The following is a 12,649-nucleotide window of genomic DNA, read 5'->3' on the forward strand; positions in this document are numbered from 1 at the left end:
TCTTATTATTGACCTAAACCGACCAATACTTATGACATGTAAGGAATGTGGTAAAGAACTAACGCGTGAAGAACGTGAAGGCTCCCATGATGTACTTGGTGTCGCCCTTTGCGAAAGGCATACCAAACTAATCAAGAGAATTATCTTAAACAATAATACTCCTCTAGAGGCGATACATCTTTTTTATGCCTTAAGGGAGAAAGGAGCTCAACCCATGCTGGAATGGTGGGATGGCCAAAAATCCGTGGACATTGCATTTTCCCGCGTAAAGTTGAATATCGAGATTGATACGGAATATAATCCTATTACACATGACCAAGTGTTGAAGGACTTGGAAGAATCCATGCATTCCTTTAAAAATGGGTTTACCACCATACGTATTCCCCATCTTACCATCAAATATTATTTAGAAGATACTGTTGCGAACATCTTAGGTATTATCGCTAGTTTAAAAGCCAACATTAAGGTGATTTAAAGGTTCATATCCTTAATTTTAAGGTATTTACATCAAAAGCTACTTCTTAATTAAACAGTTTACCCAATAAAACGCGAGTTAATCCAAGTTTAAAGCCTGTAACCAGATTTTGACTATAACTTAGCTTACAAAAGCATAGTTAAATCAGATTGTCTAAAATCATGCAGGAAAGACTTATCATAAATTTTACCCCGACGGGAATGATACCCACCAAGGATTTGACTCCGCACGTTCCCATAACGGTTTCAGAAATTGTTGATGACGTCCTTAAAGTAGCGGATATTGGCATAACCATGGTGCATCTGCATGCTAGAAATCATGAAGATGGGAAACCCACATATGAGAAAGAGATCTACGGTAGAATTATTGAAGGTATAAGAAAATACCAGCCAGAATTGGTCATCTGCGTTTCTCTAAGTGGAAGAAACTTCTCAGAGTTTGTGCAACGAGCCGACCCTCTTTTTTTAGAAGGACCTTTGAAACCTGATATGGGCAGTCTTACCTTGAGCTCATTAAATTTTAATGCGACCGCGAGTACCAACTCTCCCCAAATGATTCAGGATTTGGCCAGGACTATGTTGGAAAATGGTATTGTACCCGAGTTGGAGGCATTCGACATTGGAATGATCAATTACGCAAAATACTTGGCAAAAAAGGGTTTGCTTCAACCTCCTTTTTATTTTAATCTGCTTTTGGGGAACATTGCCTGTGCTCAAGCTAATCTCTTAAATGCGGGTGTAATGATTAACGATTTACCGGAGAATTCGTTTTGGAGTTTAGCTGGTATTGGTAATGCCCAATTAAAAATGAACTCCATAGCTATTGCCTCTGGAGGGGGAGTACGAGTGGGGATTGAAGATAATATTTGGTATAATTCAGGCCGAACTGAGCTTGCGTCCAACTCGGCATTGATAAAGAGAATTCATACTATTGCCAAGGCCAATGAAAGAGAAATTATGTCCCCATTGGAATTTAGGCAGAAAATGAATCTAAGCACGGAAAAAGGAAGTTTTGGACGTAAATTACCCATTGAATTGATTAATTAATGGAGGCAAACATTAAAGGTTTTAGACAGCATTTTAAGTGGTTCTGGAGAATTATACGACATGGATTGTTCTTTCAAGGCTTCCGAAATCGTCTTGCACGAATTGGTATTGATATAATGCCTTACTACTGGGTTCAAGAAGCAGTAACACCAGTAATTCCTCCCAAAATCAAAGATGAATCTGATGGTTATTCGGTGTCCTTCTTCGACCAAAATGATGTTGAGTATATTATCGATAACATCAAGGGACTCCATTTTACCCAAACGGAGCATTATTTTGATGAAAATCAATGGTGTATTGGTGTAAAGAAGAATAATGAAATTGCTGCTTATATGCTTGTTCAATTCAGTGATTTTGATTTTAGAGGGAGGACCATTCCCATTAATTCCAATGAGGCGTATTTGAATCAGATGTATACTTTTGAAGCATTTAGAGGGAAAAATATTGCTCCTTATTTGAGATTCCAGTGTTATGAGATGCTTCGTGAGAAGGGAATTTTGAATATATATAGCATCACGGAATATTTAAATAAATCATCGAAAAGATTCAAACGCAAATTGAATTCAGAATATTTGAGTCTTTGGTTAAGTATTCAACTCTTTGGAAGGTATACCAAAAACATTAAAATTAAGGACTTCAGGAACAAACTGGATGCAAACACTATCTCAAAGTCTGTTTCATAAAGTAATTTGAGTCCCCTTCTGACCCTAAATTGGGCTTTCAAGAATCCACATTGAAAACTTTGTAAAAAAGGGTTGTTTCAGAATAGGATGGAAAGTTATTTAACTCTCATTCAAACCACCCTTTCCTGTTCAAGTTCCTATAAAGAAACATTCAAGGAAGACAACCGTGAGGTTATTTCGTTCAGGTTCCTGGCGATTTGGAAGCTTGGGAGCTAACCACTGACCGATTAGGCATTTCACTTGTGTGGACCCGCATGACCTCCTGAACAATACTGTAAAGGTCGGTAATCACCCGTTGGGCTATCTTGGACTGGTTGTTCAACAGAACGCAAATACCCAAATCTTCCTCTGGAAAGACCGCTATTTCATTGCGGAAGTGGTTGACGCTTCCCCCGTGGTGCCAAATGGTATTTTCTACCTCCAAGTCATTTGGTCGGTACTTATGGATTCTCCAACCAAAACCGTAATATGAGGCAGTATGGCCGGGCCATCTTTGATAGTATTTTTGTCTTCCTGGTATCTTCACAAATGGCGTAAAGGCCTCCTGTAAGGCTTCGCGTCCCATTACATCGGGGCGGTGACCGAGCAAAAGCTGCATCCATTTGGCCATATCCTCGGCATTCGAATTGATACCCCCGGCCGCAACGGCATTAAAATAGGAGTTGGTCAGCTTTCCAGACCTCCATCCACGCCTGTATCTAACATGGGGGTTGGCTTTATTCTCTGTCTTTTTGAGTGCATCAAAGTCCATAGTGGTCGCGCACATCTCAAGTGGATTGAAAAACCGCTCTTCCAAGGATGTAGTAATGTCTTGACCCGTAACCCTCTCCATCATCTCCCCGGAAAGTGCAAATAGCGCATTTTGATAGCTATATATTTCCCCGGGTTTGCCTATGGGTTGTACATCAACAAATCGGTTTGCGATTTCATTGAGAGATAGTCCAGCCTCTACCAGATTTGTGAAGCTATGATAGGGTGCTCCCGAAGTATGTGATAATAAATGGGCCAAGGTTATGTTTTTGGTGTTCTCCCAATCTCCTAACTCAAATTCAGGAATACATTCGCTGACCCTATCTTCCCAGGTTAACTTCTCTTCTCTCTTTAAATCTGAAGCAAGCACCCCTGTAAATCCCTTTGAAAGCGAGCCCAATCGAAAGACAGTTTGCCCATCTACCTTTTTGCCCGTAGCACTATTCCTAATTCCAAAACCATCTGCCAGGAGTACCTGTTCTCCTTTTACAATGCTTACACCGGCACCTACAACTTCCCCAGCGGCTATGGCCTTGTTAAAATAAGAGTCAACAGCCTGTTGCAGAGCAATTTGAAGTTCTTTATTTGATACCGTAGTATTTGGTTTTAGAGATGCATAGATATCTTCTTCAAAGGTTTCTATTGCAGAATGGGTTTCTGAAACGGAACTACTGCCGCTTAACGCCAGAAAAAATAGAAAAAGAAACAAACACGCCAATCCAGCGAAGATTTTAAATCGATACATGTGCAAAAATAGCTTTCGTAAAAATCCGGTATGATTCAGGACCTATGAATATTAACCTATTAAACCAATAATTATTATACGTTCCAGCACTTTTAACAAGGAACAGCTAAAAATAAAGAAAATCTATTTTAGCAATACCCAGATTCTTTCCGACTGTTGGAAGAATGGGTTTATAAATTTGTTGCTTGCAACAAAAAAACACCCTAAAATCAGCTTTCCCTATCCAAACTCCGGTATTGTATGGCTTCGGAAATATGATTCCCGTTTATTTCTTTTTCCCCTGCTAAATCACAAATTGTTCTAGCTACCTTTAAGATACGGTCATATGCCCTTGCTGATAGCTTCAAACGCTCCATAGCATTTTTTAGTAGATTCAAGGATTCTGAATCTAGAGAACAAAACTTTCTAATCAGATTTGGAGGCATCTGTGCATTGTAATGAACAATTCCATTGTCAGAAAAACGTTGATTCTGAATTTTACGGGCTTTCATCACACGTTCTCTAATTTGGGAACTACTTTCTCCTCTTCTGCTTTCGGAAAGTTTATCGAATGGTACAGGGCTCACTTCAATATGGATATCAATTCTGTCAAGCAAAGGACCTGAAATCCTTCCCATGTAGCGCTTCATTTCTGCTTGTGAAGAGCTGATAGGGGCATTGGCGTCATTAAAATATCCACTTGGACTTGGATTCATACTGGCTATAAGCATAAAACTGCATGGATATGTCACCGCAAATCGGGTGCGAGCAATTGTGACTTCCCTATCTTCCATGGGCTGGCGCATGACTTCCAATACCCTCCGTTCAAATTCTGGTAGTTCATCCAAAAACAAAACACCATTATGTGAAAGCGAAATCTCGCCCGGTTGTGGATAACTTCCTCCACCTACCAAAGCAGCACTGCTTATGGTATGGTGTGGACTACGAAATGGTCGTTGAATCATTAATCCATTGTTTGTGGTCTTTCCCACCACGCTATGGATTTTTGTAGTTTCCAGGGATTCATCCAAGGTCATGGGAGGAAGAATGGAGGGTAATCGTTTCGCCAACATGGTCTTACCGGTTCCTGGCGGTCCAATAAGTATAATGTTGTGCCCTCCAGCCGCTGCTATTTCCATACAACGTTTGACCCCTTCCTGTCCTTTCACATCAGAAAAATCATGGTCGATTGGAGCTACCCTTTCTTTGAAACTGGAAAATTCCAATGCATCCATTGGTTCAATATCTCCAACGCCATTAAAAAAATCGATTACATCCAGTATGTTTTCCATCGCATAAACGTTTAATCCTTCCACTACTGCGGCTTCTGCAGCATTGGTTTTGGGCAGGATAAATCCTTTAAAGCCAGATTCTTTGGCCTTTATCGCTATAGGCAAAGCCCCAGTAATAGGCTGTAAGCTCCCATCCAGTGAAAGTTCTCCCATGATTACGTAATCCTCCAAGTTAGAGTTGGCAATTTGTCCTGAAGCTGTGAGGATACCAATACTTAAGGTTAAATCATAGGCAGAACCCTCTTTTCGTAAATTGGCTGGAGCCATGTTTATGGTAATTCTTTTCCCAGGAACCCTAAACCCTACGTTGTTTAATGCAGCAGCAATACGATATTGACTTTCTTTTATGGCATTGTCGGGAAGGCCTACTAAGTGATATCCAATTCCTTTGTCCACATTTACCTCGACAGCTACCATAATGGCCTCAATACCAAAAACCGCACCCCCATATATTTTTGTAAGCATTCGTGTACCTAATTAGTTCCGTGGAAAATAACAGGTAATGCTCAATAGAACCTTGGCATTTTGACGAATGGAAGATATGAGTTGATGCAAGTGTTTTCTTGCACGCCTGTAAGAAATTAAAAAGTACTCCTTACTTATTCTTTGGCTTAAATACTAGTAGGGATTTTGCTGATTCTTGAATTTCGGTGGTATTCATCATCATTTTTCGAAATTGACCATTAATGAACATTTCGGCTTGGTCATCATAGTGTTCACTTAATGGGTTTCCAGATTGTCCTGTTGGCAAAATACTTATGCTATTTTCAATATCTGAAAAGTCGATGATTCTTCGGGTGGACGGCCCGGAACTGACTTTGTAATATCCAGTGCTGTCGTACGGAAAGGTCAAATTGTTGATTACCTCTCTACTGCCTTCTACGGGAAAGGGTCCGATGTTGAAATATTTTCGCAAGGACTCCACCTCCCCTATTGGATGTTTGTGTTCCAAGGTATGCACTTTGTCCCATGTCCATTCATTAGTATCACTACCAAGGTCTTTCTGTAAAGAACCCCATGCGTCCGCAAAAGACTTTAGGACCATATCATTTCTAGTTTCTTTGTAGTTCGGGGTACCAATATTGTCCCACCATTTGCCCACCTTCATTATAGCGCCCCAAGCAATCTGGCGTTTCATTAAATGAGTTGATAGAAATTGCGTGAACTTTTCTGGTCCCAGTTCGTCTTCAAAAGTATTCTTAAGAATATAATACTCGCAGCGATGATACAGAACCGCACTTTGACTATCCAAGGGATATGAACCATCCCAATTGGTAAGCCTATCCACCAATACCAATTGCTCTTGATTCAAATGGGAAATATCCAAAAGCTTAATCAGCTCTCGCACCAGTTCAGGATTAACGGAAGAGGTGACATCAAGAATCATCTCAGAAACCGATTCCTTATCCCAGTCGTTCTTGGGTTCCAATAGGTCCACAATTCGTCTAGCTCTGTTCTCCGGAAGATAGTATCCTGGATACAGCATCCCAGCAATGGAATCAGGTTGATTATTGGCGGAATACACGTAGTTCCAAGGAGGGTTTATGGCACTAGGGTTTTCCGAAAAATCAAGAAAACGAATGGGCTCTTGATTCCCCGTTGTTCCATCAAGAAAAAATTTAGTGGATACACTGTCAGGCATTTGATACAATTGAGCAGCTGCCCACCATCCTACGTTTCCTTGCGCATCGCCATACATCACATTAAGTCCAGGAGCATGTATTTTGGGCAAAGCACCTTGAAATTCATTGAGATTCGTCGCATGGGATATTCCATAAAGTGCGTCCAAAACCTGATTATCCCATTTAGTATACATCCATGACATGGCAATAGGCTTATCCCCAGTTATTTGCTTTGCAATTCCATTCAAAACTGGGCCATGTCGGGTTTTTTTATAGCTGAATGAAATCGGATCACCGTCTTTAACTGGGATGGTCTTATTGACAATTTTATACTTCTCCCAACCTGTCTCTGTTTTGTATAAAGTACTGTCACTAACATTCGCTTCCTCAACATAAAAATCCAAATCGTCATTTTGGAACATGGTCAGTCCATAAGCCACATTTCTATCGTGACCCAATAAAGGAAAAGGGACTCCGGCCAAATGGTAACCATATTTTTCATAGGTTGGGGTATTTATATGCGCCTCATACCATACGGAAGGCTGGGCGAATCCAATATGGGGGTCATTGGCCAATATTACTTTTCCCGATTTGGTCTTATCCGGGCCAAGCACCCAACTATTACTCCCTTCGAATTGTGGAATAGGAAGTTTTTTAAGTGCTCTAGAGACGGCTGACATTAAATCCAGTGATACCGAATCTCCCCCTATATTTTTGAAATTCTTTATCCAAACTGTGGAGGTATCGGAACTTATGGTCAAATCGGCAAGGTATTCCGAACCGAAATCATTTTGAATATCTGTAAGCAGTGGGTCCGTTTTATGGGCTTGGGCAAAACTAAAAGCCATATACCCTACAGCATTGTAAACATCTTCAATAGTAAAAGGTTTCAATTCTAAGCCGGTAAGGTAAAACTCAACAGGTTTCGGTCCCGCTTCTATGAAAGCATTGATGCCTTCCAAATAGGCGTTTGAGAGTTTTGCCGTTGGGCTATTGGCATCTAAATTTTTCACGGCCTCTTTAGTATTCTCATCAATCCCTAAGGAGAGGAAAAACTTATCCGTTTCCACCAAATCACTTCCAAACACTTCCGACAATCGTCCAATGGCTACTCTTCTAAGAAGTTCCATTTGCCAAAGCCGATCTTGCGCATGTACATAGCCAAGAGCACGAAAAGCGTCTTCTTCTTGTTCAGCATATATATGAGGTATGCCAAAGGAGTCATAGTAGACAGTTACGTCTCCATGCAATCCTTCTAGAGCTTGCTCTCCGCTATAATTTGGCTTTAAGGAATTGAAGAAAAAAGCAGTCCCAACGATAAGAAGAACCAAAAGAATAGCAAGTACCCAAAGTACTTTCTTAAAAGTTTTCACAATGCCATCGGTTAAGTTAGTTAGTTATCCGAAGTTACATTATTTTGAAAGAATCTAAAAAAAGTAAGGTGCTTTTATTGGTTCATGGAAAGCTGATAGGTGGCCAAACCAGACTTCAACCATTCTTCATACACATCCGAATCCACGTATTGCACCGCTTCATTAAGCACTTCAAGATTAGGCGATAATAGGACGTAATAGGGTTGTGATGCTGCATTGAAATTTATGGTTTGGAACGTACCCCATTTTTGACCTATCGTCTCTATGGTTTTTATCCTCCCAGAATCGTACTTGAAATCGAATTGTTGATCAATTGGGAGTTCTTTTCTGTCATCCACGTAAAGGGAGATAAGCACGTAGTCCTCCTTTATCATTTGATAGATATTCGCTTGACTCCAAACATTCTCTTCCATTTTTCTACAATTGACACAGGCCCATCCCGTGAAATCCAGAAGGATAGGCTTGTTTTGCTCCCTGGCATAAGCGACCCCTTCGTCAAAATCCTTAAAACAGTCCAGTCCTAATGGACAATCGCTATCGGTTTGTTGTACACTATAAAAATCAGGTGGCGGAAATCCACTCAATAATTTTAGATTGACGGTTCCAATCAATCCTAAAATTAGATACAGGGAAAAGCTTACAGAAACTAGTCCAACCAATTTCCGTGTTGATGAAAGTTTTTGCTTAGGGCCGTCATGGGGAAACCTGAAAACACCAAACAAGTACAGTGCAAGTAGTACAAACAGCAAAATCCAAATCCCCAAGAAAATTTCTCGTTTTAAAATTCCCCAATGTCCAACCAAATCCGCATTCGATAGGAATTTAAAAGCCAAAGCCAATTCCAAAAATCCTAGGACCACCTTAACTGTGGTCATCCATCCGCCAGATTTGGGTAAGGAATTCAGCCATGTCGGAAAAAGGGCGAACAGCGTAAAAGGAAGGGCTAATGCCAAGCCGAAACCAACCATTCCAGCTGATAAATTTGTAGCTACATTCCCTTCTGCCAAAGTGGTACTCCCCAAAAGTCCTCCTAATATGGGACCGGTACATGAGAATGAAACTATACCTAAAGTCAAGGCCATAAAGAATATTCCCAAGCCTCCACCCGCTTTGTAGGAAGCTTCATCCATCTTATTGGCCCAAGAACTGGGTAATGTTAACTCATAATATCCGAAAAAGGAAAAAGCGAAGACCACAAATATGATAAAGAAGAAAACATTGAGCCAAATGTTCGTGGCTATTGTATTGAGAATTTGGGAATCAACAGAATCAAAAAGATGAAAGGGAAGGCTTAACAAAAAATAAATCAAGACGATAAAAAAGCCATAAAGCCCTGCATTGACAATCCCCTTTGCCCTTTTTTGTGATTGTTTGGTAAAAAAGGATACCGTAAGGGGAATCATCGGAAAAACACAAGGGGTCAACAAGGCGATAAGTCCACCCAAAAATCCTAACCCAAAAATCATCCAAAGGTTGGATTTAGCACTAGAACTTCCCAATTCATTTTGATTGAGTAATTCTTTATTCTTGATATCCAATTTTAGAGAGGAGCCTAAAGCCAAACTGTTTTCATCCAGCTCTTTTTGCTCCGAAACAAAGGCACTTCCATCCAAAGATACTTGGAAGAGTTCATCCATTGGAATGCAGACTTCCTGACATATCTGATAAAACAGGTTAACCGTAATTTGATTGACCTCTGGATTGAGCAGTTTTATTTTTTGGGTGAAAATGGCTTCTTTTTTGAAGAACGTTTCTTCGACTTCGAAAATATCACTGTATTCCTTTATGGTTTCACTTTCCGAAGTTTTCCCAATAAGCTCATAGTCCTCCCCGACCTTCTCGAACGTGAATTCGCTTGGAAGGGAACCTCCTTCTGCTGTGTACTGGGAATACACATGCCAGCCTTCCGCTATTTTGCCTTTGAAAACCAGTTCATACTCCGAATCCGAAAGCTTTTTCACTTCATGGGTCCACGTAGCAGGATTTTCATCCAATTGTCCGAAAGTGGAAAAAACATTTCCAATCAAAAAAAACAGTACACAAGCCAATATCCTCATACCGAATATGTAATCTTTAGAATTTGGGAGGTGTTCCCATCTATTTTATAACGTTCATCTGCCCGTTTTCCTATAACCCAAACAATTTCTTCTCCAGCACAGAGCAGCCATTGGTTCTCTTTGGAAAAAACATCCACCTTCTCATCCTTGAAGAACTTGGACAGTTTCTTTTTCCCCTGCATTCCCAATGGATAAAAATAGTCGCCTTTTCTCCACTTTCTTAACGTTAAGGGATAGTTTAACTTTTCCTTGTCAAAAAGTGCGACATTTTGGTCAACTTTTTCTAGGTCGGATGCCATTTCCAGAAGCAAAGTGATGGGTTCTTCGATGTGCTTAACATCCTCCTCTATAAGATAAAATGCTTCCGATTTTTCTTGTTTAGGTCGAAGAAAAAGAGAATCACGGTCCTTCAGCAATCTATGAGTTGCCGAATAAATTTCCTTTCCACTCATGGCATCCAACAACGATTTTATATCCTCCCAGGCAGTAAACCCATAGCTTTTGAACAACCCGAACAAATAGGCCTCCAAAGGTTCTAGTGATTTTAAGTCCATGATATTAATTTGATAACCATTTCCTTCCTTTTTGAACACTCTTTTTTTGGCTTCATTATAAGTGTTCTCCAAAACTATTTTGGACTGGGATAAAAAAGTTTGGGTGGTTAAAACGTTATCCAAAAAAGTTGGATGTAACTCTTTTAACTTGGGTACGATTTCCTTCCGAATCTGATTTCTCAGGTATTTGGTGTCGGCATTACTGCTGTCCTCCCGCCACTTTAATTGTTTCTCCTGAGCAAAACTTAAGATTTCGTCGCGAGAAAATGGAAGCAAGGGACGTACAACATTTCCATGCTTGGCTGGAATACCCGAAAGTCCATCAATCCCAGTTCCACGCGAAAGGTTAATGATAAAGGTTTCTAGAGCGTCATCTGCATGATGCGCCGTAAGCACATAATTTAGTTTTCTCTCTTGCAAAACCGTTTCAAACCATTCATACCGCAGCTTTCTGGCTGCCATTTGAATGGAACCTCCATTCTCCTTCATTTCCTGTGTTGTATCAAAGGAAGTAGAGACACATTCCACATTTAATTCCTTTGCCAGTTGTTTTACAAAAACCTCATCCTCATCACTTTCCTCAGCCCGAAGATTAAAATTGCAATGCGCCAAAGTAATTTTTAGGTTCGACAGGAGACATAAATGCGTCAATACCACACTATCCAATCCCCCACTACAAGCAATCAGGAGTTCCTTTTCCTTAAGAAAGGGAAAGTTACCATGGATATGATGTTGAAACTTCTGAAGCATTTTTCAAAAGTAAGCATTAGGTGTTTTAGCTTTCCAAAACGCTACGCATGGCTTTGGCTTTAATTAAGCATTCTTCGTATTCTTTTTCAGGAATGGATTGCGCGGTGATGGCACTACCCACGGAATAGGATACATATTTTTTCGTGGCATTGTACAGGATACTTCGAATTACCACATTGAAATCAAAATCCCCATTGGGTTTAAAATATCCAACTGTACCACTATATAGGCCCCTTTTACTTTCTTCCAAATCTTCGATTACTTTCATGGCAGAAACTTTTGGCGCACCGGTCATACTTCCCATAGGGAAAGTTTCTTTTATGAGTTGGGTCGAAGGAGTCTCTGCATCTATCAGGGAGCTCACTGTAGATATCATTTGATGCACTTGTTTGTAGGTATGCACCTTGCAGAGTTCTTGTACATGAACACTTCCCTTTAAGGCACTTTTGGATAAATCATTGCGGACCAAATCCGTAATCATAATGTTCTCAGCCCTTTCTTTGGGGTTTTTTTCCAACTGATTCTTTAGCATTTTATCATTTTCCAAATCCGCATCACGTTTGGCTGTTCCCTTGATAGGTTGGGATACTACCATTTCTCCATTCCGTTGCAAGTAGCGTTCCGGGGAAGCGCATAGGAGAAACTTATCTTCCAAACGCAAAAAGGTAGCAAACGGGGGTTGGGAAATCGCATTCAAATTGTGATAGACTGACCAAGGATCAATAATACTTTCCGAAGAATAGAACTCCTGACAAAAATTGGCTTCATAGATATCGCCTCGATGAATATGCTCCAACATTTTATTCACCTTCCCGAAGTATGCGTCCTTATGTATCCGCATTTGAATATGGATGCCTTGGGAGGGTAAATCAAGTTGAGTTTTGGTTTTTCCAATAAGATTTTGAAAGTCCTCTTCAATTTCATGTTTGCAATTTTCTAGGTATTTGAATTCTACAGTACTCTCATTGATAAAGATGATTTTCTCGGGACAGAAAAGATGCAACTCTGGAAAATCAAGCAAGTCTAAATTCTCTGATTTTAAGTCCTCCAGATTATTTTTGAAATCATAGGTGATATAACCAAATAGCCAATCCTTCTCTTTATCGATAAAATTTTGTGCTTCATCGATGCTTTCTGTCTCAAAAAAAGAACCAGTGGTCTGTCTTGCAACTGCTACCACCAGGTTAAGGAAGCTATACTTATCTGTATGCTTATTGCTGTCCAGCCAAACTACTTTTTTGTAGTTCCGAGTCCAGTCCAGCGCAGCCTTTTTAAAATTTATATTATCACTAATCGAAAATGAACGCGATGTTCTTGGCAAGT

Annotated in this window: 9 protein-coding genes; 3 read left to right on the plus strand and 6 right to left on the minus strand. The window is 40.2% G+C overall.

Features of this window, described 5'->3' with window-relative positions; all coding sequences use genetic code 11:
• Positions 1-31: 31 nt before the first annotated feature.
• The 3 genes from ACSLUF_RS09540 to ACSLUF_RS09550 all read left to right on the plus strand — a co-directional run bounded on the left by ACSLUF_RS09540 (position 32) and on the right by ACSLUF_RS09550 (position 2,204).
• A complete protein-coding gene (locus ACSLUF_RS09540; protein WP_435622553.1) occupies positions 32-475 on the plus strand; it encodes a hypothetical protein in 444 nt (147 codons plus the stop codon).
• Positions 476-636: 161 nt separating this feature from the next.
• Entirely contained in the window at positions 637-1,521 is an 885-nt protein-coding gene (locus ACSLUF_RS09545) for a 3-keto-5-aminohexanoate cleavage protein (protein ID WP_435622554.1), read from the plus strand.
• Entirely contained in the window at positions 1,521-2,204 is a 684-nt protein-coding gene (locus ACSLUF_RS09550) for a GNAT family N-acetyltransferase (protein ID WP_435622555.1), read from the plus strand. The genes ACSLUF_RS09545 and ACSLUF_RS09550 overlap by 1 nt, the downstream gene beginning before the upstream one ends.
• A 181-nt stretch (positions 2,205-2,385) precedes the next feature.
• Here ACSLUF_RS09550 and ACSLUF_RS09555 read toward each other — a convergent pair whose 3' ends face one another.
• The 6 genes from ACSLUF_RS09555 to ACSLUF_RS09580 form a co-directional block, all read right to left on the minus strand.
• The gene (locus tag ACSLUF_RS09555; RefSeq protein WP_435622556.1) at positions 2,386-3,699 is read right to left on the minus strand and encodes a serine hydrolase domain-containing protein; all 1,314 of its coding nucleotides are present in this window, start codon (positions 3,697-3,699) and stop codon (positions 2,386-2,388) included.
• Positions 3,700-3,908: 209 nt separating this feature from the next.
• Positions 3,909-5,435 carry a YifB family Mg chelatase-like AAA ATPase gene (locus ACSLUF_RS09560; RefSeq protein ID WP_435622557.1) on the minus strand — a complete coding sequence of 509 codons (1,527 nt, stop codon included), beginning with the start codon at positions 5,433-5,435 and terminating at the stop codon, positions 3,909-3,911.
• A gap of 130 nt (positions 5,436-5,565) precedes the next feature.
• Positions 5,566-7,965 carry a penicillin acylase family protein gene (locus tag ACSLUF_RS09565; RefSeq protein ID WP_435622558.1) on the minus strand — a complete coding sequence of 800 codons (2,400 nt, stop codon included), beginning with the start codon at positions 7,963-7,965 and terminating at the stop codon, positions 5,566-5,568.
• A gap of 74 nt (positions 7,966-8,039) precedes the next feature.
• A complete protein-coding gene (locus tag ACSLUF_RS09570; RefSeq protein WP_435622559.1) occupies positions 8,040-10,022 on the minus strand; it encodes a cytochrome c biogenesis protein CcdA in 1,983 nt (660 codons plus the stop codon).
• On the minus strand, positions 10,019-11,326 hold the full coding sequence (gene tilS / locus ACSLUF_RS09575; RefSeq protein ID WP_435622560.1) for a tRNA lysidine(34) synthetase TilS: 1,308 nt from the start codon (positions 11,324-11,326) through the stop codon (positions 10,019-10,021). Before tilS ends, ACSLUF_RS09570 begins: the two co-directional genes overlap by 4 nt.
• Positions 11,327-11,351: 25 nt before the next feature.
• A complete protein-coding gene (locus ACSLUF_RS09580; RefSeq protein ID WP_435622561.1) occupies positions 11,352-12,647 on the minus strand; it encodes an anthranilate synthase component I family protein in 1,296 nt (431 codons plus the stop codon).
• Positions 12,648-12,649 lie beyond the last annotated feature (2 nt).

It is taken from the genome of Flagellimonas sp., assembly GCF_965601775.1.
Taxonomy (GTDB): domain Bacteria; phylum Bacteroidota; class Bacteroidia; order Flavobacteriales; family Flavobacteriaceae; genus Flagellimonas.

What these genes read in the sequence shown, in the direction of transcription:
- ACSLUF_RS09560 (WP_435622557.1), bottom strand. Translation starts at nt 5,435, where the DNA reads ATGCTTACAAAAATATATGGGGGTGCGGTTTTTGGTATTGAGGCCATT.
- tilS (WP_435622560.1), bottom strand. Translation starts at nt 11,326, where the DNA reads ATGCTTCAGAAGTTTCAACATCATATCCATGGTAACTTTCCCTTTCTT.
- ACSLUF_RS09555 (WP_435622556.1), bottom strand. Translation starts at nt 3,699, where the DNA reads ATGTATCGATTTAAAATCTTCGCTGGATTGGCGTGTTTGTTTCTTTTT.
- ACSLUF_RS09570 (WP_435622559.1), bottom strand. Translation starts at nt 10,022, where the DNA reads ATGAGGATATTGGCTTGTGTACTGTTTTTTTTGATTGGAAATGTTTTT.
- ACSLUF_RS09545 (WP_435622554.1), top strand. Translation starts at nt 637, where the DNA reads ATGCAGGAAAGACTTATCATAAATTTTACCCCGACGGGAATGATACCC.
- ACSLUF_RS09550 (WP_435622555.1), top strand. Translation starts at nt 1,521, where the DNA reads ATGGAGGCAAACATTAAAGGTTTTAGACAGCATTTTAAGTGGTTCTGG.
- ACSLUF_RS09540 (WP_435622553.1), top strand. Translation starts at nt 32, where the DNA reads ATGACATGTAAGGAATGTGGTAAAGAACTAACGCGTGAAGAACGTGAA.